18 protein-coding genes and 2 tRNA genes are annotated in these 20,335 nt (G+C 47.8%); 5 read left to right on the forward strand and 15 right to left on the reverse strand.

Annotation, left to right across the window (positions count from 1 at the left end; all coding sequences use genetic code 11):
- Positions 1–43: 43 nt before the first annotated feature.
- Genes X794_RS02650 through X794_RS02670 form a run of 5 tightly spaced genes read right to left on the reverse strand, consistent with a single transcriptional unit; the run spans position 44 to position 6,443 of the window.
- Entirely contained in the window at positions 44–985 is a 942-nt protein-coding gene (locus tag X794_RS02650; protein ID WP_011309174.1) for an acetyl-CoA decarbonylase/synthase complex subunit delta, read from the reverse strand.
- Positions 986–1,020: 35 nt separating this feature from the next.
- Positions 1,021–1,911, reverse strand: a complete 891-nt coding sequence (locus tag X794_RS02655) for a bifunctional 5,10-methylenetetrahydrofolate dehydrogenase/5,10-methenyltetrahydrofolate cyclohydrolase (protein ID WP_011309175.1) — start codon at positions 1,909–1,911, stop codon at positions 1,021–1,023.
- Entirely contained in the window at positions 1,911–2,693 is a 783-nt protein-coding gene (locus X794_RS02660) for an AAA family ATPase (RefSeq protein ID WP_011309176.1), read from the reverse strand. The genes X794_RS02655 and X794_RS02660 overlap by 1 nt, the downstream gene beginning before the upstream one ends.
- The gene (locus X794_RS02665) at positions 2,690–4,612 is read right to left on the reverse strand and encodes an ASKHA domain-containing protein (RefSeq protein WP_011309177.1); all 1,923 of its coding nucleotides are present in this window, start codon (positions 4,610–4,612) and stop codon (positions 2,690–2,692) included. Before X794_RS02665 ends, X794_RS02660 begins: the two co-directional genes overlap by 4 nt.
- Positions 4,613–4,649: 37 nt before the next feature.
- Positions 4,650–6,443 carry a formate--tetrahydrofolate ligase gene (locus X794_RS02670; RefSeq protein ID WP_011309178.1) on the reverse strand — a complete coding sequence of 598 codons (1,794 nt, stop codon included), beginning with the start codon at positions 6,441–6,443 and terminating at the stop codon, positions 4,650–4,652.
- 130 nt (positions 6,444–6,573) lie between these two features.
- Here X794_RS02670 and X794_RS02675 point away from each other — a divergent pair, with 130 nt between their 5' ends.
- The 5 genes from X794_RS02675 (at position 6,574) to X794_RS02695 (ending at position 11,288) form a co-directional block, all read left to right on the forward strand.
- Positions 6,574–7,155, forward strand: coding sequence for a hypothetical protein (locus X794_RS02675; protein WP_015407022.1), 582 nt, complete (start codon positions 6,574–6,576; stop codon positions 7,153–7,155).
- The gene (locus tag X794_RS02680; protein ID WP_012984280.1) at positions 7,118–7,453 is read left to right on the forward strand and encodes a hypothetical protein; all 336 of its coding nucleotides are present in this window, start codon (positions 7,118–7,120) and stop codon (positions 7,451–7,453) included. Before X794_RS02675 ends, X794_RS02680 begins: the two co-directional genes overlap by 38 nt.
- 76 nt (positions 7,454–7,529) lie before the next feature.
- Complete coding sequence (gene aspS, locus X794_RS02685) at positions 7,530–9,326, forward strand: aspartate--tRNA ligase (RefSeq protein WP_034376597.1); 1,797 nt, start codon at positions 7,530–7,532, stop codon at positions 9,324–9,326.
- 19 nt (positions 9,327–9,345) lie between these two features.
- On the forward strand, positions 9,346–10,689 hold the full coding sequence (tig, locus tag X794_RS02690; protein WP_034376595.1) for a trigger factor: 1,344 nt from the start codon (positions 9,346–9,348) through the stop codon (positions 10,687–10,689).
- Positions 10,686–11,288: an ATP-dependent Clp protease proteolytic subunit gene (locus X794_RS02695; RefSeq protein ID WP_011309183.1), complete on the forward strand. Its 603-nt coding sequence runs from the start codon at positions 10,686–10,688 to the stop codon at positions 11,286–11,288. The genes tig and X794_RS02695 overlap by 4 nt, the downstream gene beginning before the upstream one ends.
- A gap of 80 nt (positions 11,289–11,368) precedes the next feature.
- On the opposite strand, the gene X794_RS02700 is transcribed toward X794_RS02695, so the two are convergent.
- The 10 genes from X794_RS02700 to X794_RS02745 form a co-directional block, all read right to left on the reverse strand.
- Positions 11,369–12,355 (reverse strand): carbohydrate kinase family protein, encoded by a 987-nt coding sequence (locus X794_RS02700; RefSeq protein ID WP_011309184.1) that lies wholly within the window; start codon positions 12,353–12,355, stop codon positions 11,369–11,371.
- Positions 12,352–13,179 carry a phosphoribosylglycinamide formyltransferase gene (gene purN, locus X794_RS02705; RefSeq protein ID WP_034376592.1) on the reverse strand — a complete coding sequence of 276 codons (828 nt, stop codon included), beginning with the start codon at positions 13,177–13,179 and terminating at the stop codon, positions 12,352–12,354. The genes X794_RS02700 and purN overlap by 4 nt, the downstream gene beginning before the upstream one ends.
- Before the next feature lie 2 nt (positions 13,180–13,181).
- A complete protein-coding gene (locus X794_RS02710; RefSeq protein ID WP_034376588.1) occupies positions 13,182–13,841 on the reverse strand; it encodes a PHP-associated domain-containing protein in 660 nt (219 codons plus the stop codon).
- Between the two features lie 2 nt (positions 13,842–13,843).
- The gene (efp, locus tag X794_RS02715; RefSeq protein ID WP_034376585.1) at positions 13,844–14,404 is read right to left on the reverse strand and encodes an elongation factor P; all 561 of its coding nucleotides are present in this window, start codon (positions 14,402–14,404) and stop codon (positions 13,844–13,846) included.
- Positions 14,405–14,419: 15 nt separating this feature from the next.
- Positions 14,420–15,511 (reverse strand): M24 family metallopeptidase, encoded by a 1,092-nt coding sequence (locus X794_RS02720; RefSeq protein WP_034376583.1) that lies wholly within the window; start codon positions 15,509–15,511, stop codon positions 14,420–14,422.
- Positions 15,508–16,431, reverse strand: coding sequence for a tyrosine recombinase XerC (gene xerC / locus X794_RS02725; protein ID WP_011309189.1), 924 nt, complete (start codon positions 16,429–16,431; stop codon positions 15,508–15,510). The genes X794_RS02720 and xerC overlap by 4 nt, the downstream gene beginning before the upstream one ends.
- Entirely contained in the window at positions 16,432–18,543 is a 2,112-nt protein-coding gene (gene topA / locus X794_RS02730; RefSeq protein WP_011309190.1) for a type I DNA topoisomerase, read from the reverse strand.
- A 6-nt stretch (positions 18,544–18,549) separates the two neighbouring features.
- Complete coding sequence (gene dprA / locus X794_RS02735; protein ID WP_012984283.1) at positions 18,550–19,671, reverse strand: DNA-processing protein DprA; 1,122 nt, start codon at positions 19,669–19,671, stop codon at positions 18,550–18,552.
- A 128-nt stretch (positions 19,672–19,799) separates the two neighbouring features.
- Positions 19,800–19,889: transfer RNA gene (locus tag X794_RS02740), tRNA-Ser, on the reverse strand.
- 36 nt (positions 19,890–19,925) lie between these two features.
- A tRNA-Ser gene (locus X794_RS02745) sits at positions 19,926–20,015 on the reverse strand.
- Positions 20,016–20,335 lie beyond the last annotated feature (320 nt).

The following is a 20,335-nucleotide window of genomic DNA, read 5'->3' on the forward strand; positions in this document are numbered from 1 at the left end:
TGATAATCAGGGCATTATCCCTAAGTGTATTAAGGTGGCAGGTTCAGCCAAGTTCGGCCATCAGCTCACCCACCAGACGCATAGATTCCGGGTGACGCATTACCAGTATGTCTGCCCCGGCAATAAGTAAAATGGCGGCAGACATGGCCTCTATCATAATAGCCCTTTTTTCAGTATTGCCCAGTTCAGGGCTTTCCGTTTCGGGTATTTTGGCTTCTTTAGTTTTCCATGCCTCCCGTCCTATATTACAGATAATGGGGTACTGGAGGCGTTCATCCTGTTGGGTCAGCGCCGCCAGACGGATACGTTCGATAACCGAATAGGCATATTCAATACCGTAGCCTATGCTGCTTACGGTGGGATCCATAATTATTTCATTTGCCGGTACACCCAGATTGCCCAGCAGGATATTAAGCTGTTTAGCCAGATTTATGTCTATGGGGGAGGAGGCGATAATGGTATGTTTATAGGCCATGGCTTGGGCGGCTATCTTCTTGTAGTCACCCTCTTCTACCGGCCCAAGTATAAGTTTTTTATCCGGACAGATTTCACTTATCTTGCGGAGTACCTCTGTATCCTTCTCATGGTTGGCTGTTCCCCAGACTATCAGGGGCACGTCTACGGCGTTTGCCACTTCACGGACTATCTTTGCGGCCTCTTCGGCAGAGCGGTCAAGCCCGTTCGGGTCAGTACTTTCCAGTTGGAGGCAGATAATTTTTGCCTCGTAGGTGTCAACGCACTTTTTAGCCCAGCTGACCGGGTTGTTTACCGCATCTCCAAAGGGTTTTAAGGCGTCTGCCGGCCAATCTAAGGGCGGAGTATCCTGTATCTCCATGGCAATCTTAGGTTTACGGGGCATATCCCCCTCAAACAGGTAGAAGGGCAGGGCAGTTTCACCGCCTACGGTTACGGATTTTGGGCCGTCACCCAGAGTTATTTCCCTGATACTGCCGCTATAGTTGATTTTAGGTGTTTCAAATGCCATAGATTTTCCTCCATACGGGGGTTAAAAATATTTTGCTATTTTATCAGGCCGACCGCCCGTTTGGCGGCGGTCAGGGTATTCAGCATAAGCATGATGATAGTCATGGGGCCCACGCCTTTAGGCACAGGGGTGATGGCAAAGGCCTTTTCTTTTACCTCTTCAAAATCCACATCACCGGAAAGTATCCGCTTGCCTTCGGGGGTGTAGCCTATGCAGGTTGTGCCCACATCTATTACCACCGCACCTTCTCTGACCATATCTGCGGTAATAAACTTGGGCTTGCCCATGGCGGCTACCAGTATATCTGCCTGTCGGGTTATTTCAGGCAGATTTTTAGTGCCGCTATGGCAAATAGTGACGGTGGCGTTTGCCCCCGGTGCTTTCTGAAGAAGTATATTAGCCAGCGGCTTGCCGACCAGATTGCTCCTGCCCACAATAACCACATGAGTGCCCTCTATTTTTATGCCCGAACGGATAAGCAGTTCCTGAACGCCATGCGGGGTGCAGGGCAGGAAACAGGGTTCACCAAGGCACATTCTGCCTACGTTTACCGGGTGAAAGCCGTCTACATCTTTATCCGGGTTTATGGCGTTTAGAACCAGACTTTCTGAAATTTGCGCAGGCAGGGGTACCTGTACCAGAATACCGCTTATCTTTGGATCTGCATTCAGCTTGGCAATCAGGGTCAGCAAATCCTCATTGGTGGCGTTCTGGGGCAGAGGGTGATGTTCTGAATATATGCCCAGATTCTGGCACATTTTTATTTTTGAATCTACATATGAGTGTGAGGCAGGGTCATCTCCTACCAGTACTGTGGCTAAACCGGGTACTATGCCGGCTTTAGTCTTCAGGGCAGTTACTTCACTGCGTATTTCTTCGCGGATGGCGGCGGCTATTTCAGTGCCGTTTATAATATGTGCGCTCATTATTCTGATACCTCTGTAAGGTTTTTAATACCAAGGCGGCTTGATAGTATTTTGGCTACTGCCTGTACTGCCGGGGAATTGTCAGGCAATTTAAGCAGGGGAGTCTGTTTCAAGTCAAATTCCCGTATCATTTCATCTGCCGGCACTGTATCTGTATAGGCTATGCCCAGCTTGTCAATTTCCTGTCCAAGGCGAGGGTCAAGTGTGCCGGAGACCATGTTTATAATAACCGATATCCGGTTGACGTTAAGTTTCATTTCATCTATCAGCTGGCGGATACGTCCCAGTGTACGCACCCCTTTGACCGAGTGGTCGGATATTATAAAGAGGTGGTCTACATTTTGGGTGGTGCGGCGTGACAGGTGCTCCATACCGGCCTCGTTATCCATAACCACGTAGCGGTAGTTTCGGCTGAGCTTGTCTATATAACTGCGGAGGATAGTATTAGGGTAGCAGTAACAGCCGTCACCTTCGCCTCGTCCCATGCTTATCATATCCAGCCCATGGCTCTCTGCCAGAGTGGTGTTAAGCTGGTATTCCAGATAGGCTTCCTTGGTTATGCCTGAGGGCAAGTTCAGCTTGGCTTTGTTAAAGCTGGCTATCAGCCCGCCCACAGTTTGGGGCACGCATAAACCCAGACTTTCACCCAGATTGGCGTTGGCATCAGCATCTACCGCCAGTATGGGGGTGAGAGAGTTTTTTAAAAGCTGGCGGATGATAAGGCTGGAAACGGATGTTTTGCCTACCCCGCCTTTACCTGCCAGTGCAATAGTATAGGTCAAATACGTCCTCCGTTAAATTTGCCCAGAGCGGCATATACCTCAGGGAAATCCGTAGATTTGGTATGAGGCAGGAACATAGCCGCCATATAGTTGTCCATAAAACTTACGCTTTCAGATAGCTCTACATTGGTCATCATTTTGGCGGCGGCAGAAGCTTCTGTCTGGGCATTTTTATCAAAGGCACACAAACGGGCACCCGCCAGTGAGCCATTACCCACAAATATAAAATGTTCTTCCGGAAGTTCGGGAAGCAAACCTATATTGATAGCTTTTTTAATATTCAGTTTGGCACCGAAAGTTCCGGCAATAATCACTTTTTCAAGGTTTTTAAAATTTGCCTCGGCATTTTCCAGCAGAGTTTGGTAACCGGCGTACATAGCCGCCTTGGCACGGATAAGGTTGTCTATATCTACCTCTGACAGGGTTATATCCTGTCCCTGCCCGAATTCACGGCCAAAAGCCAGTACATATTCGTAGCCGTCAGCACCTTTGCGCAGGCGGCCAGTTTTAATATGGGTATTATATTTGCCGTTTTGCCCCAGCAAACCGCAGTTTAGCAGGGCGGAAACTGTATTTATGAGCCCAGCACCGCAAATGCCCTTGGGATTGCCACTGCCCATCACGCTCAGTTTTGGCTCAAAACTTTGGGGTTCAAGTTCAATATCTTCTATAGCGCCAGGTTTTGCCAGCATACCGTTCTTTATGCCGCCGCCCTCAAAAGCCGGGCCGGCCGAACATGAGGCAGTTAACATAAAGTCTTTGTTGCCGACAACTATTTCGCCGTTGGTACCAATATCTATATAAAGTACCAGCCCTTCCCTATGGGGGATATTGGTGCTGATTACCCCAGCCACAATATCTCCGCCCACGTAGCTGGCCACACAAGGCAGGGTGTATATATATGCCTGCGGGCAGATGCTTAGGTTTATATGCCGGGCAGGTATAAGCGGCAGTTCGCTTGCCAAAGGGACATAAGGTGCAAGCCGCAGGTGTTTGGGGTCAAGCCCGTAAAGAAGCTGGGTAATGGTAGTATTGGCGGCTATGGTTGCAAAGGCAATGTCACTTGCTTCAAGACCGCACTCGGAAAGCATGGCCTGTCCCAGATTGTTAAGGGTATTTACCACGGCTTGCTGAAGCTGGTTAAGCCCGCCTTCTCTGGCGGCATAATTTATCCGGCTGATAACGTCTTCGCCGAAGGGTATCTGACCGTTATACTCGGTGGCTTGAGCCAGCACCTGAGATTTGGTAACCTCCAGCAGTTGCCCGCGAACACCGGTAGTGCCGATATCAAATGCAAAAGCATATGTTGTGAGTGTTTGGTCTCCCGGCTGGATATTTATTATTTTTACCCCATTCGGGGTTTCCAGCAGGCTTACTGTTATTTTCCAGTTCTTTTCCCGCAGGGTTTCAGAAAGGCTTGAAAGCAAATGATAATCTATATCAGGCTCGGTTGGGCAGAAAGGTTTAAGAAAACGTTTTAACCTGCCAAGGTCACTTGAGTTGTCTGCTCCGGATGGGGGAACAAGCTTCAGAAAGACCTTTCTCAAAGGCAGAACGGGTTTGTTTTTGACAGACTCAGGCCGGCTTTGCAGGGTGCAGCTTATGGCATCACCGCTTATGGCGGTATCAAAGCGTGATTCTGCCAGTATCTCTACCGTTACGTTTGAAACCAGACGGCTCTGGCAGGCCAGCCTTATTCCCTGGGCAAATTCTTCAGCGCTTATCTGGAGGTGGTCTTCGCACTCCAGTTCGCCTTCTATCAGTTTTATACGGCAGCGTCCGCACACGCCTTCGCCCCCGCAGGAGGCACACAGCCCTGTTCCGGCGATAATAGCCAGATCCAGCAGGCTATCCCCCTTCTGGCCATTTATAACTCTATGGCCGGGCTCAAAGCAGACGCTAAATTTTTTCTCGGTCATCTTACTATTTTATCAATTTTAAGCGGATAAGACTAATTTAGAATAATCCTTTCACCTTGCCGGTTTGGGTGTCTACATCTATCCGCTTGAAATTCGGATCAGACGAAGTGCCGGGCATAAGTTTGATATCTCCTGCCACCGGCACTACCAATCCTGCCCCCATGTAGGTGAGTATATCCCGTATCGGCAGGGTAAAGCCGCTGGGGCGTCCTTTAAGTGCAGGGTCATGTGAGAGGCTCAAGTGGGTTTTGACCATACAGGTTGGCATAAACTGGGTATCACCCATACTTTCTATGCGGGCCAGTTTTTCCATGGCAATTGGGGTATATGAAACGCCGTTTGCCCCGTAAACCTTTCGGGCAATGGTTTCAATCCGCTTCTTCAGGGGCATATTTTCGGGGTAGAGAAAATGAAAATTATTTGGTTCGTTACAGGCATCTGTTACCGCTTCGGCCAGTTCGGTTGCCCCGTCTCCGCCTTTTGCCCAGTGATGGGAAACGGCTACTCTGGCTTCTGCCTGTTCAGCCGTACGGCGGATAATATCTATTTCCTCATGGGTGTCTGCGGCAAAGTGGTTTATGCAGACCACCGGGTTTATGCCTGCGGTTTTTACTGTTTGGATATGGGCAAGCATATTTTGGCAGCCTTTTTCCACCAGTTTCGTATTTGGGGTGGTGTAGGCGGGGTCAAGGGGTGCACCCGGTGTTACTTTAGGTCCGCCGCCATGCATTTTTAAAGCCCTTGCTGTCACCACAATTACTGCGCAGTCTGGTTTGAGACCGCTCAGACGGCATTTTATATTCCAGAATTTTTCAAAGCCGATATCTGCCCCGAATCCGCTTTCAGTTACGTGGTAATCAGCCAGTTTAAGTGCCAAACGGTCAGCTACAATGGATGACTGCCCGATTGCAATATTGGCAAAAGGCCCGGCATGTACAAACACCGGCTGGCCTTCAATAGTCTGAAGGAGGTTCGGGTTTACCGCCCGAAGGAGAAGGGCAGTCATGGCACCATCTACTTCCAAGTCTGCGGTAGTAACTGGTTCATCATTTTTACGGTAAGCTACTATTATTTTGCCCATGCGTTCCCGCAGGTCAGAAAGGCTGGTAAAAACCGAAAGTATAGCCATTACTTCTGAGCTTACAGATATACCAAATCCGGAGGGCATCCGGTATCCGTCTGTTTTACCGCCTATCCCCATAATTATTTCCCTAAGGGACTGGGCGCAAAAGTCCATTGCCCATTTCATTTCCACTCTAGAGGGGTCTATATCCAGCCGGGTCAGGTGTCGGCTGGATAGAAATTCATCAGTATTGTTGGCTTCGTGCTGAAGCCGTGCCTGAAGGGCGACCATAGCCAGATTGTGGGAGTTGGTAACGGCGTCTATATCTCCGGTCAGTCCCAGCGAAAATGGTGAAAGCGGCAGACACTGGGAAAGCCCTCCCCCAGCCGCCGAACCCTTTATATTAAAGGTGGGGCCGCTGGAAGGCTGGCGGATAGCCCCGGTTACTTTCTTGCCCAGCTTGCCCAGTCCCTGCACCAGCCCCATAGTGGTAGTGCTCTTGCCTTCACCCAGAGGGGTAGGGGTAATGGCGGTGACGTCTATATATTTGCCGTTCGGTCTATCTTTCAGGCGGGCAAGTACCCCTGCAAAATCCACTTTGGCAATGTATTTGCCGTGGGGAATTATTTCATCTTCAGTTAAACCCAATTCCATGGCCAACACTTTTACCGGCTTAAGAAAATCCTCAGCCTTTTCGGCTATTTCCCAGTCTTTCATCAGGACGGGGTCAAGCTCTTTTAAGTGGAATTCGCGGTCATTTACAGCCAAAATATTGCCTCGTAAAACCTTCAAAAGGTATTAAACCCAGTATATCAGACAGACCCTATTTTGCAATGATTTAAACATAGAAAAAAGTATCGGTCAGAGTTTTTTCGGTTTCTTCTGGTATAATGAATATATGCACGAACTATTGCCCTTTTACGGCAAACGTCAGAAGTCATTTCTGAAGAACTATATGCGTCTAGCTTCCCTTGGCCGCTGGCCGCTTATCGGTGCGCTGGTAAAGAAATATGCCAACCATTATGCTCGAAAACAGCACGGCGGGTATTTACTTAATTTGGCTGAAGCTAAAGATATACTGGATATGTCTGAAAATATTTATCTCGGGCCTTGCAGCTGCCGGGAGGTTTTTAAAAACTGTGATGCCCCGATTATGGCGGAGATAATAATAGGGGCGGGGAGACACGTCTACCGTGACACACTTGAAAATTTCAAACCGGTCAGCCGTGTTGAGGCAATGGCGGTTATTACCACCTGCCAGCAGGCAGGGCTGATGACTACCCTAGTACATTGCAAGGAGCATTTTTATTCCATATGCAATTGTTGCCGCTGTTGCTGTGTGCCTTACCGTTTGAAGCATCAGTACGGCATAGAGTTTGCTCTGGTACGGGATAAAAATATCGTTACCCGTTTTGCCGAGTTTTTAAAGGAGGAAGGGCTACATGGAGTACCGCAAGACATACAGCCGGATAAAACCTGAGCTTCTTTTTGATACCTTGAAAGACCTGATAACCAAACAGGGCGGGCATTTGGTCAGTTCCAACAGTGACAATTACTCCGTAATGGATTCTTCGTCTGATTTTATTTTCAAAGGGACTATGGCTTTCAGCCAGTCAAAAAACGGTTCCCCCGCCTGTGCCAGTGTGTACGTGATGGGGTCTGAACGCAAGGATAGCCGGGTAATACTGGATATAGAGGCAGGTGCTTTCGGTGAATCGGCTATAAAGTGCCTGCTGGATGAGGTAAATTTTTTGCTGGGCGAATATGAAAAAATATAGCTTTCAGCGTTTGAACAAACACCATGTATAGGATATAATCTTCTCTAATTGTCTTGACTAAATTTAGAAGGTGCGCATGCTTAAAACTCATAGCTGTGCCTTAACTCAGGAAAATGTTGGCACTGAAGTTACTCTGGCCGGTTGGGTACACCGCCGCCGTGACCATGGCGGGGTTATATTTATTGACCTGCGTGACAGGGAAGGCATTGTTCAGGTGGTATTTAACCCGGAACAGTCCGCCGCCTGTCTGGATATTGGCAAAGAGCTGCGGAGTGAATATGTTCTGCAGGTAAAAGGCGTTGTCAGTCACCGCCCGGCCGGTACAGAAAATAACCGCATGCCTTCCGGTATGGTGGAAGTGGTAGCCGTCAATGCCAAAATCTTAAATGCCGCCAAAACTCCTCCTTTTTATATTAATGAAGAAGTAGAAGTGGATGAGAGCCTGAGGCTCAAATACCGCTATTTGGATATTCGCCGTCAGGGCATGAAAAATAATCTTATTATCCGCCACAAAGCTGTCCGCTTCATGCGGGAGTTTTTAAACGATCAGGGTTTTATAGAAATTGAAACCCCCATCCTTATTAAAAGCACACCTGAGGGTGCGCGTGACTATCTGGTGCCCTCACGCCTGTTTCCCGGCAAGTTTTTTGCCCTGCCCCAGTCCCCCCAGCAGTTAAAGCAGCTGCTGATGGTGGCGGGTATGGAAAAATACTATCAAGTTGCCCGCTGTTTCCGTGACGAAGACCTGAGGGCTGACCGCCAGCCTGAGTTTACCCAGCTGGATATGGAGATGAGCTTCGTTGACGAAGAAGATATGATGAAGTTGATGGAAGACCTGTTTACCGGGTTGGTAGCCAGTGTCCGCCCTGATATGAAATACAATAAAAAGTTTCCCCGTATCAGCTTTGCTGATGCTATGGAGAAATACGGCTGTGACAAGCCTGACCTTCGCTTTGGTATGGAACTGGCAGATATTACCGATATAGGTGCATCTTCGGCCTTTGGCGTCTTCAAAAATGTGGCTGCTCAGGGTGGGGCTATCAAAGCTATTTCCGCCCCCGGTTGTGGTGGTTATAACAAGAGCCAGCATGAAGAACTTATAAATCTGGCCAAGAAATACGGTGCGGCCGGGCTGGTACCTATTTCACTGGGTGTGGAAAACGGAGAGCTTAAAGACTTGACCATGGAAATGGTTAAATCCGTAGCCGCCAAGTATCTGGCGCTGGAAGAAATAAAGACCATCGCCGAACGTTCCGGTGCTAAGCCGGGTGACCTTATATTGATTGTGGCTGGTGCCCGCAAGATGGTGAACACCGTACTGGGTGAAATGCGAAACCAGCTGGCAGTAAAACTGAATTTATGTGATAAAAATGAACTCAGCTTTGCTTTTGTAGTAGATTTCCCCCTCTTCCAGTGGGATGAGGAAGGCAAACGCTGGGATTCGGTTCATCATCCCTTTACTGCCCCACTTGAGTCTGACATGCCGCTTATGGATACAGACCCCGGCAGGGTAGGCAGCCGGGCTTACGATGTAGTCTGCAATGGATATGAGATTGCTGGCGGCAGTATCAGAATCCATCAGGCAGACCTGCAGAGGAAAGTATTCCATCTGCTGGGGTATAATGATGAGCAGATAGATGAACGCTTTGGCCACCTGTTGGAGGCCTTTGAGTTTGGCGCACCCCCTCATGGCGGTGTTGCACCGGGTATAGACCGTTTTGTAATGCTGTTGGCAGGGGAAACTTCAATACGTGAGGTTATATCCTTCCCCAAAAATCAGGCCGCTCAGGACTTGCTTTTTGGAGCTCCGTCAGTAGTAGATGACAAGCAAATAAGGGATTTACATATCCGTATTCAAGCGGAAAAAGAATAGTTTTTTGGATTGAGGTGCCATGAAAGTAACAGATAAAAAGATAGAGGGCTGTCAGGCCAGCATAACGGTAGAGATGGATTCAACCGAGGTTGAAGAAGGTCTTTCCAAAACATACCGCCGTCTGGTGAAAAAGGTGGAAATTCCGGGCTTTCGCAAAGGTAAAGCCCCCAGAGATGTGTTTGAAAAATATGTCAGCCGCGAAAAAATGCTGGACGAACTGGTAGATGATATTGTGCCGGAAGCCTGCCAGAAGGCTATACAAGACGAGGAGATAAAACCCTTTGCCACTCCCAAGGTAGCTATGGTTACCACCGACCCCTTTGTTTTTTCTGCTCGCATACCACTGCCTCCGGTAGTGGAGCTGGGTGATTATAAAACCATAAGAGCTGCTAAAGAGACGGTAGAGATTGCCGAAGAAAATATTGATACGGTAGTAGATCAGGTACTCCATCAGCGAGCTACTTGGGAAACAGCGGAACGTCCTGTCAAAATGGGTGACATGCTACTTATGCAGGTTGAAAGCACCCTTAATGGCGAACCCTATCTGAACCGTGAGGATATGCAGTATTCAGTTCGGGAAGAGGCCATTTATCCTGCTCCCGGTTTTGGCGACTGCCTGGTAGATATGGTTGCGGGTGAACCCAAAGAATTTTCAATAGTTTTCCCCGAAGACCATGCACGGGCTGAACTGGCCGGTAAAACAGCCGCTTTTAAGGTAACTGTCCGTGAAATTAAAGAAGAAAAACTGCCTGAACTAAATGATGCATTTGCCCACGAATTAAACCCTGAGTTTAATACTCTGTCTGAGCTTCGCCAGCGTATTCGGGAAAATATGCAGGACAGACAGGATGACAAGGCTCAGGCCAAGTTTGAAGACCAGATTGTTGAAGCCCTGATAAAAATGAGTAAAATAGATTATCCGGAAGTTATGGTGGAAGCAGAGCTGGACCAGATAATTGAACAGCAGCTGCAACGTCTGCAGAGTAATGTAAAAAGCCCCGAAGAATTCCGGGCTATGCTTTCCCAAATGACACCGGAGGATATGCAGCAGCGGTATCGCCCTCTGGCGGAACAACGGGTAGCATCTTCGCTGGTGCTGGGTAAACTGGCCACCACCGAAAATCTGGTACCCAATGATGAAGAAGTAGATGCTGAAATTGAAAAACTGATTACAGATGCCGGTGATAAAAAAGAAGAAGAAAAAGCCCTTTACAATCAATCGGAAACCAGAGACCGTCTTATTCAGCTTCTGACTGCCCGTAAAACTATGGCTTTTATAGATGAAATAGCCCTTCAGCCAGCTCTTGAGGCTGTCGAACCTAAAGCTGATGAAGATGAAAAAACAGAGGAGGCAGATAAATGATAAGCCCTGAAAACGTAGTACCTATGGTTATTGAGAGCAGTGCCAGAGGAGAACGTGCCTTTGACATTTATTCTCTATTGCTGAAGGAAAGAATTATCTTTCTGGGTTCGCAAATAAACGATCAGGTAGCCAATCTGGTTATTGCCCAGTTACTGTTTCTTGACAGGGAAGACCCGGACAAGGATATCAGTCTATATATACACAGCCCCGGCGGGGTAATATCTGCCGGTCTTGCCATGTACGATACCATGCAGCTTATTCGCCCCAAGGTATCCACCATTTGCGTAGGCGTAGCTGCTTCCATGGCAACAGTACTCCTGTGTGCCGGTGCTAAAGGCAAACGCTATGCTTTGCCTAATGCTACCATTCATATGCATCAGGCTATGGGTGGCGCTCAGGGACAGGCTTCGGATATTGAAATTGCCGCCCGCGAGATTATGCGCCAGCAGGATATTTTGCGGAATATTCTGGTAAAACATACCGGCCAGACCATGGAGAAAATAGTCCACGATAGTGACCGTGACTATTATCTGAGTGCCCAGCAGGCGGTGGAATACGGTTTAATAGACGAAATTTTGCAGAAACCTGAAAACAAATAATTTAACAGTTGGTGGTTTTACATCTAAAGACAAAACGCCCTTCGCAAGAGGGGCGTTTTTATTCTTCAAGCGGTAAGAAATCAGTTAGTAAAATAGTGCATGCCGAAGCGTTCTTTTAGTCCTTCCAGATTGGGCAAACCTGAACGGGCACCCAGCTTGCTTATGCAGAAACGGGCAGAAATATCCCCCAGCAAGCCGCACTCTTCAATGGGTTTATCCCCCATAAGCCCGAAAAGGAAACCGGTGGTAAAGGCATCTGCCGCACCTATTGTATCCACTACGGTACGGATATCTTTCCTGAGGCTGACGGTTGACTCCATATGGCACTCGTGGTCTTTGTCCCGTATATAGGTCTGGAGGGTTATTTTGCCTTTTCGTTGAAAACGGCGGCTCTCTCCCAGAGTAACTACCACATGTTCACATCCGCTGCGGATACACATATCCGTAGCCCGCTGATAATTCTTTTGGGTCATTTTCTCTATATCCAGTTGGTTGGTGAAAAGGGCATTTGTGCGTGAAAGAATGGGAGCAAGCCTTTTCAGCCCCTGGGCGGCAAAGAGGGCTCCGGGTGAAAAGCTGAAAAGTACATCCGGTGCCAGCCGTTCCGCTATTTCATGGCAAAGGGCAAATTCATTCTGGCTGAAGAAAGTTGACATATGAACCAGCTTGGCTTGGCTTAAGTACTCCAGATTGATATCAGAAAGGTTAAGGTAATTGTTGGCACCGGGATTTACATATGTTGAGCGGCGCCCGGAAGATTCACTTAGTGAAACCACTGAGCCCGTTTGGGCTTCGTCCGTTACCATCAGGTACTGGTTATCTATACCTGCGTTTTCAAAGTCTTTAATCAACAGGTTGCCGTCAGAGTCATTCCCCACTGCTCCTATGAAGCCGCATTTTAATCCCAGCCGGGATAACCCATGTATAGTATTTGCACCTGAACCGCCGGGGAATGAGGCAGATTCGGTGACTACACATTCGCCGTCATGGAGTATTTGCTCCACAGTATATATATGATCTACATGCACCGCCCCCAAGCCGATAGCCTCAAGACTACAAGTAGTCATGTCATTCTCTCCCTTGGATTTAGGTGGTCAATCTCGGCGCTCAGGTCATAACCCGGTATAGTTTGTCCGCAGTTATCAGTTACCTGACCCTTGCGGATATTTACTCGCCCTTCGCTTATGGCCTTTATACTGCGGACTATAAGCGGCAGTTCGCGGATAGTTCCCTGGTGGCGGATAGCTTTGAAAAGGGAGTTGTCTTCACCCTCGGCGGTTTTAATATCATTTACCGTCCGCTTTGCAATACTATCCCAGAGAGGCTTGAAGGAATCTGTCTGGATTGGGAAACGGCAGTAACTTACCACTGGTCCCCTGTCCAGTTCAGGTGTTACCAGATGTATCATAGCCCCGGTTTCGGCGGCTTTTTGCTGCATAAGCTCCCAGATAACCTCTTTCCAAGTGCCTTTGGGTCCCCATGGAGTGGCTGGGTGCAGATTTATAATGTTATAACGGCTACACATTTCCGGTCCCATTATCAGCATGTAGCCAGCCAGTACGCATAACTGAGGGTTATATTCCTTGAGGCGGTTTATGACCTCGCGGTCATAGTCCAGTCTCCACTGCGGTAGGATGCTGCCGGGTATTTCATCATTACCGTTTACCCGTGTTTTATATTTCTGGTAGGAAAAGGTAACCAGCGGTATCTTGTAGTTTTTTACCAGTTCAAAAAAAGCGTCTGTCTCGGCTGATTCACCGGGTTCGCGGCTGCAAAAGACAAAACTTATCCTTGCCTTAAGCTCTCCCTTTTGGATGCTGTCCAGCACTGCAGTCAAAAGGGAGCGGGATCCTTTGCCTCTGGCAGTTGAAAACCAGCCCAGTTCAAACATGCTTATTTCTCCGGTTTGATATATTTGGAAAGTTTGCGTATGAGTGCCCGTATCCGAACCATGCGGTTCTGGCGGCCGGTTATCCGTCCCTGCCGGAGGGCGGCTATGAATTCCTTGGGGGTATTGAAATCAGGCATGGTTATGTAGGTAGTGCCTATTTCAGGCAAAGTATGGGAATCCGTGCCGGCACTCATGGGCAGGTCATACTGTTTGGCCAGCTTGCGAGCTTTTTTAAGGCTTCCGTTAAGCAGGGTGCGGGAATTAAATACCTCCAGCACGTCTATTTTCCCCTCGGAAGCCAGTCTTTCCAGCTCCGTATCTATCAGCGCCGAACCCCTTAGCCCGTCATAAGGGTGGGGAATGCATACCAGAGCACCCTGTGCTTTTATGCGGGATACACATTCGTCTACTGATATGCCGCTGGGTATGCTTTCTTTAAGAAACATGCCCATAATCTCTCCGTGGGGGGTCAGCACTTCCTCTGAGATTATTATTTTTATGGGGCTTTCCTTGGCCAGCATCAAGGCCCCTTCGGCCGTGCCATGGTCACACAAAGAAATGCAGTTGATGCCTTTTTCAACGCATTTGCTTATCAGGTCTTTTGGTTGGGTATTTGAGTCCATAGAATAATTTGTATGGACGTGTAAATCAGCTTTTAACATTGTTAAGTGGTTGCCTTTCCCAGATATTGGCCGCTACGGGTGTCTACCCTGATTAAGTCTTTGGTATTTATAAATAACGGCACCTGTACAACAAGCCCTGTTTCCAGAGTAGCCGGTTTGGTAGTGGTGGCGGCGGTATCGCCTTTAAAACCCGGTTCGGTATGGGCTATCCTCAGATTGACGGATGCCGGTAGTTCAACACCTATAGCATCTTCCTGAAAGGTCATTACCCTGACACTGCCGTTTTCAAGCAGGTAGTTAACGGCATCACCCAGTACGGCTTTATTCAGAGCTATCTGCTCAAAGGTTTTTTCATCCATGAAGTGGTAGACGTTTTCATCATTATATAAAAATTGCATATGGCGGTATTCCAGATTTACCAGATTGAACTTTTCATCTGATTGAAAGGTTTGTTCCATAGTGTGCCCGTCCCGTATATCTTTCAGTTTCAGACGTAGCAAGGCGGTGTGCTTCATTTTTACATGTTGGATATCTATTACTTGGAATAGACCGTTTTCCTGTTGGATGATACAACTCTTTTTTAATTCGTTTCCAGTGGCCATATAAACCTTTCTCTTCTAAATATACGGGTTTTGTTTATCTGATTTTGAAAGCAACTCTATTTTACCATTTTTAAGCATACAGGTATCTTCTATGCGGATACCGCCCCATCCCGGCAGATAAATGCCCGGCTCAATACTGAAAACCATACCGTTTTCAAGTATATCTGTACTTCTGGGACTCAGGTGCGGTTCCTCGTGGACCTCCAGCCCCACTCCATGCCCAAGGCTGTGTCCGAAATTTGCCCCGTACCCGGCTTTTTCGATAACCTCCCGGGCAATAGCATCAGCCTCTTGTCCGGTCATTCCGGAGTGGATTTGGTCTATGGCCTTTTGCTGGGCGGCCAGAACTATATCATATATTTTCTTAAATTGGCTATTCGGTTTTCCCGGCAGGACAGTTCTGGTCATGTCACTGGCGTACCAGCTGACCTTTGCCCCATAATCCATCAGCAGGGGTTGTCCGTCAGCCACAGCTTCAGGGCGGGTTTGAGCGTGAGGCAGGGCAGAGTTTGCCCCGGTTGCGGCAATCACCTCAAACGGCATGGATTGGCTGCCGTGGCTTTTCATAAATTTCTCAAGTTCCCAAGCCAGTTCCCTTTCGGTCATCCCCGGTGTCAGCAGGGAGGGTAGTGCGGAGAAAGCGGCATCTCCAATAGCGGAGGCCTGTTTGATGCAGTCTATTTCATTTTCGGATTTTATCTTTCGCAGTTTTCCTGCTAAATCTGCGGTTTCCACAAGCAAGACATTTAAACCGCTTTCGCTGAGTGTGTTTTTTAGTTTGCTGTATTGTTCAAAAGTAATAAAGGAAGATTCAAAACCCAGACGGCGGATACTTTCGGAGCTTAACAGTTCGGGCAACCAGAGTGACCTTCCGTTTATAACTTTACATAAAGTATAATCAGGAGACTCATTTTCAGCCTGCTCATAATAGCGGAAATCTACCGCAATAAAAGACTGGGTCGGGGTAATAAACAGGTGGCCTTCGCCGCCGGAAAAACCGGACAGGTAATACTGGTTTTCGGGTTTGGATACAAGCAATCCATCCAGTTCATTTTCGGCCATAAGTTTTCTTAGGAGTGCAAGTCTTTGTCCGTTTGACTGGCTCATTCGTCTTCCCTCCCGGCGATATTATTCTGTGGTCTGGCCAGCGGATGACTGGACATGTAGACTTTACGGGCTTGGCTTTTGGTAACATGGGTATATATCTGGGTAGTGGAAAGATTAGAGTGCCCCAGAAGTTCCTGTACCACCCGAAGGTCTGCTCCTCCGTCCAGCAGGTGAGTAGCAAAAGTGTGGCGCAGCATATGCGGATGGACGTGTTTTTCAATGCCTGCCTGTTTGGCCAGTTTATCCAGCCTTTCCTGAAAACTGCGGGCGCTCAGTCTGCCGCCGGTTGGGTTCAGGAATAAGGCCGGGGTATTCCGCTTGCCTTTTAGCAAAGGTCTGCCTAGATTGAGATAGTTTTGAATGGACTGGATGGCAGGTAAGCCCGCTAGAACTACGCGTTCTTTAGACCCTTTACCCCAAACACGTATCTGGTGGCTGTGCAGATCCATATTTTCTATATCCAGTTTAACCAGCTCGCTGACACGCAGGCCGCTGGCGTAAAGGAGTTCCATAAAAGCTTTGTCACGTAGTCCTTGGGGGGTGGACGAATCTGGCACCCGCAGAAGTTTGTTAACCTCGGTTACGGTCAGAAACTCCGGCAGGCGTTTGTCCAGACGGGGGCTGGAGGCATTTAAGGTGGGGTTTTTTTGAATAAGGCCTTCCCGCATAAGATAACGGTAAAATGAACGTACTGCCGAAAGTTTACGGGCAATACTGCCCTTTACAATTCCTTTGGCTATCAGGCTGGACATGTAATCCCTCAGGATATAGCGGTCAACCCTGTCAAAAGAGCTTACTTTTTTTTCAATCAGGTAATTAACAAAACCAATTAAATCTGTGCGGTAGTTTCTAAGGGTATAAGGTGAAACGTTTTTTTCTACCGATAGATATTCAAGGTATTTGTTAAAATTCTCCTGCATTTAGCTTTCATCTTCAAGTTTTTTGCGTTTACCGCACTTGGTGCATTTTGCCCAGTTCTGGCCGCTCTTGGTCATAAGCGCGCCGCATTCCGGGCAAGGTTTGGTCAAGGGCTTGTAGAAAGATACAAATTTGCAGTTCGGGTAACCGGCACAGCCGTAAAATATCTTGCCCTTTTTGCTGTATTTCTCAACTATATCCGAATTGCAGTCGGGGCATTTGGCACCTGTTTTTATCTGGTATGAGCGGGTGTAACGGCAGCCGTCATCTTCCTTGGAATAACGTGAGCAGGCAATAAATTTGCCGAAGCGTCCCCGTTTGATGACCAGTTTGGCATTACATTCAGGGCAAAGTTCGTCCAGTTCTTCTTCAGGTGGCTTAATTTTCTCAATTTTTTCACTGGCGGCTTCTATTTCTTTTATAAATGGTTCGTAGAAACGCCGTATAATGGGCACCCAATCCAGTTTTTCGGTAGCTATTTTATCCAGTTCGGCTTCCATGGCGGCGGTAAAATCTATGCCGATAATATCAGGGAAATGCTCTACCAGCAGGTCATTTACCAGCATCCCCAGTTCACTGGGCTTCAGGCTGCCTTTAAGCTTGGTAATATATTCCCGTTCCTGTATGGTGGAGATAGTGGGAGCATAAGTGCTGGGGCGTCCGATGCCGTTCTGTTCCAGCGCCTTGATTAGTGTAGCTTCGGTATAACGGGGAGGCGGTTGGGTAAAGTGCTGGGTGGCATCCAGACTTTTCAGCTTCAGTTCTTCGCCTTCTTCCATGGGGGGCAGGCTGGATTGTTCTTTTTCCTCGTCCTCGTCCTTGCCCTCTATATACACAATAGTAAAACCCGGGAAAGTATTTACCGAGCTGGTAGTCCTAAGCAGATAGCGGGTTTTTGATGGCTGGTGCTTGGCCTCTATATCTATAGTTGTATTGTCAAAGACGGCAGGGCTCATCTGGCTGGCTATCATGCGTTGCCAGATAAGCTGGTAAAGCTTGAACTGGTCTGCCGACAAACTCTTCTTGATAAAATCAGGTGTGCGGTTTATGCGGGTAGGGCGGATAGCTTCATGAGCTTCCTGTGCTCCCTTAACTTTGCTTGAGAATACTCTGGCCTGTTTGGGCAGGTAGGCAGGGCCGTATTTTTCAGTTATATAATCACGGGTTTCGGCTACAGCAGTTCGGGCTACATTGGTAGAGTCAGTACGCATATAGGTGATAAGACCCACTTCTCCTTCACCCTCTACGTTCAGGCCTTCATATAGTTGCTGGGCTATGACCATGGTTTGCTTGGCTGAAAAACGGAGTTTCCGCCAGGCTTCCTGCTGGAGAGTGCTGGTAATAAAGGGTGCAGGAGATTGTCTGAGGTTTGATTTTCTTTTTATTTTTAGTACCTGATAGTCAGATACCTCAAGCTCTTTTTTGATTTGGTCAGCTTCAGATTCGTTATGTATTTCCAGTTTGCCTTTGGTTACATAACCGGCCAGAGTGGCTTTGAAGGCGGCTGATTTTACTTTTTTACTCAGCAAGGCCTCTATGTTCCAGTATTCAGTAGATACAAACTTCTCTATTTCCCGTTCACGGTCAACTATTATTTTCAGGGAGACAGATTGTACCCGTCCGGCTGAAAGTCCCCTTTGAACCTTTCGCCAGAGCAGGGGGCTTAGTTTGTAACCCACCAGCCGGTCAAGCACCCGGCGGGCTTGCTGGGCATTTACCAGATCCATATCCAGTTCACGGGTATTTTTGAAAGCCTTGTCTATGGCTTCTTTGGTAATTTCGTGAAACACCACCCGTTTAGGGTTGGATAGATTGGCTTTGGTGACTTCGGATATATGCCAGGCAATGGCCTCACCTTCGCGGTCAGGGTCGGTAGCCAGATATATTGCCTTGGAATTCTTGACTGCTTCCTTAAGTTCCTTTATAACCTTGGCCTTAGCCTTCAGGGAAACATATTTGGGGGTAAAATTGTTTTCAACATCTACGCCCAGCGTACTTTTAGGCAAATCCCGTATATGCCCCATGGTGGCCATAATATTAAAGTCCTTACCCAGCATTTTGCTGATAGTACGGGCTTTGGCAGGTGACTCAACTATAACAAGTTTTTCTTTCATGACAGCTTAATTCATCTCCAGCTGGTAGATTTCCTTCTTTTCCCGGGTTCGCACATAATTCATGCCTCCGGTAGAACGGACCTGACCTTTCAGTTCCATTATGGCCAGGGTGCCACTGACCAAGGCTACACCCAGAGCGCACTCACGGCAAATCTGGTCAATATGTACAGGCTCATAGCCAAGTTTACCCAATATCAAGCTTTCAGTCTGGTTTTCAGGTATAATTTCAACGGTAGTATTCTCCTCTGAAAACAGGCTGATATTCAGTTCTTCAAGTACGTCTTTGACAGAGCTAACCAGCTTTGCCCCTTCCTGAATAAGGCGGTTAGTCCCCAATGAAGACGGTGATAGTATACTCCCCGGAACGGCAAAAATCTCGCGGTTTTGTTCAAGTGCGTAATTTGCGGTTATAACTGCCCCGCTGTTTTCTCCAGCCTCGGTTACCAGTATGCCGCGGCATAAACCCGAGAGTATACGGTTGCGGCGGGGGAAAAATTCGGGGCGGGGACGGATTCCGGGCGGATGTTCGCTTATAAGCGCTCCGTTTTCAGCTATCTGGCGGGCAAGTGAATGGTTTTCTGAGGGGTAAATAATATCCAGCCCGCAACCAAAAACCGCAATGCTTCTGCCGCCGGCCTTTAGGGCTGCGGTATGGGCAACAGTATCTATGCCTCTAGCCAGACCTGAGACTATGGTCAGACCGGCCCGTGCCAGAGACTCCGCCAGTTCTTCGGTTACCAGTTTTCCGTATACCGTGGGCTGGCGGGTACCTACTATACCCAAACACAGTTCGTCTGCTGGTAAAAGCTGTCCTTTTACAAAAATAAGGGGCGGATAATCATGTATTTGCCTTAAGCTGGCAGGATAATCTTTATCCGTGTGGGCATATGTCTGTATATCATGCCGTTTCAGGGTTTCAAGGGTTTTAGAGAGGTCTATTTTAGGACGGTGAGCCACAATATTTTCGGCCAGAGTGTTATCAAGTCCGGCTGATATCAGAGCTTCTTTGCCGGCATGCCAGGCATTTTCCAGATTGCCGAAATAGTTATCCAGCAGGTTCAGGCGTACCCGGCCGACCCCGTTTATATAACTGAAACCTATGGCGTAGTTGTTATCTTGGTTTTGCATCTTGTTCTTTTGGAATTCTAGCACAGGCACAATATGCAGACAACCAAAACCTTATATGGAAGGGATATTCTGGCTGAATGGCAAAAAAATAGCCCTCATAATTTGAGGGCTTTAGCGTTCAAATTTAATGGCGGAGAAGGTGGGATTCGAACCCACGGTCACCTTGCGGCGACACACGCTTTCCAGGCGTGCCTGATAGACCACTCCAGCACCTCTCCGTATCTTATCTGTAAGTATTCTTTTATTAAGCCCTATGGCGGAGAGGGTGGGATTCGAACCCACGCTCCGCTTTCACGGAGACCGCTTTTCGAGAGCAGCACCATCAACCACTCGGACACCTCTCCAGAGGCTATATTTTACTTGAATACAAGCAAAATTAAAAGCCAATCAAGAGTGTATCCAAGCCTGCAGGAGTAATAATATAATGAAACCTGCCCTGAATTCAAATTTGTCTGGTAGTATCTTTGGAAGGTACGGCATATTGTACAAATACCAATGGCTTTGCCCAGTCTAAAAAGGCAGTTTCATCTGGTAAATATCTGCATGTATGCGGAGGTTTATTCCTTAAAATTCAGATAGGTTTACATAACTATGCATATTTTCGGCAGGGGAAAGAATTTATCCCGGCAGGGCAGAATTAAAGTTTGTAGATGTATATACAGGA

It is taken from the genome of Dehalococcoides mccartyi CG5, from assembly GCF_000830885.1.
Taxonomy (GTDB): domain Bacteria; phylum Chloroflexota; class Dehalococcoidia; order Dehalococcoidales; family Dehalococcoidaceae; genus Dehalococcoides; species Dehalococcoides mccartyi_B.

What these genes read in the sequence shown, in the direction of transcription:
- X794_RS02695 (WP_011309183.1), top strand. Translation starts at nt 10,686, where the DNA reads ATGATAAGCCCTGAAAACGTAGTACCTATGGTTATTGAGAGCAGTGCC.
- efp (WP_034376585.1), bottom strand. Translation starts at nt 14,404, where the DNA reads ATGGCCACTGGAAACGAATTAAAAAAGAGTTGTATCATCCAACAGGAA.
- X794_RS02665 (WP_011309177.1), bottom strand. Translation starts at nt 4,612, where the DNA reads ATGACCGAGAAAAAATTTAGCGTCTGCTTTGAGCCCGGCCATAGAGTT.
- X794_RS02700 (WP_011309184.1), bottom strand. Translation starts at nt 12,355, where the DNA reads ATGACTACTTGTAGTCTTGAGGCTATCGGCTTGGGGGCGGTGCATGTA.
- dprA (WP_012984283.1), bottom strand. Translation starts at nt 19,671, where the DNA reads ATGCAAAACCAAGATAACAACTACGCCATAGGTTTCAGTTATATAAAC.
- X794_RS02650 (WP_011309174.1), bottom strand. Translation starts at nt 985, where the DNA reads ATGGCATTTGAAACACCTAAAATCAACTATAGCGGCAGTATCAGGGAA.
- aspS (WP_034376597.1), top strand. Translation starts at nt 7,530, where the DNA reads ATGCTTAAAACTCATAGCTGTGCCTTAACTCAGGAAAATGTTGGCACT.
- X794_RS02655 (WP_011309175.1), bottom strand. Translation starts at nt 1,911, where the DNA reads ATGAGCGCACATATTATAAACGGCACTGAAATAGCCGCCGCCATCCGC.
- X794_RS02710 (WP_034376588.1), bottom strand. Translation starts at nt 13,841, where the DNA reads ATGTTAAAAGCTGATTTACACGTCCATACAAATTATTCTATGGACTCA.
- purN (WP_034376592.1), bottom strand. Translation starts at nt 13,179, where the DNA reads ATGTTTGAACTGGGCTGGTTTTCAACTGCCAGAGGCAAAGGATCCCGC.
- X794_RS02675 (WP_015407022.1), top strand. Translation starts at nt 6,574, where the DNA reads ATGCACGAACTATTGCCCTTTTACGGCAAACGTCAGAAGTCATTTCTG.
- xerC (WP_011309189.1), bottom strand. Translation starts at nt 16,431, where the DNA reads ATGCAGGAGAATTTTAACAAATACCTTGAATATCTATCGGTAGAAAAA.
- X794_RS02720 (WP_034376583.1), bottom strand. Translation starts at nt 15,511, where the DNA reads ATGAGCCAGTCAAACGGACAAAGACTTGCACTCCTAAGAAAACTTATG.
- topA (WP_011309190.1), bottom strand. Translation starts at nt 18,543, where the DNA reads ATGAAAGAAAAACTTGTTATAGTTGAGTCACCTGCCAAAGCCCGTACT.
- X794_RS02680 (WP_012984280.1), top strand. Translation starts at nt 7,118, where the DNA reads ATGGAGTACCGCAAGACATACAGCCGGATAAAACCTGAGCTTCTTTTT.
- tig (WP_034376595.1), top strand. Translation starts at nt 9,346, where the DNA reads ATGAAAGTAACAGATAAAAAGATAGAGGGCTGTCAGGCCAGCATAACG.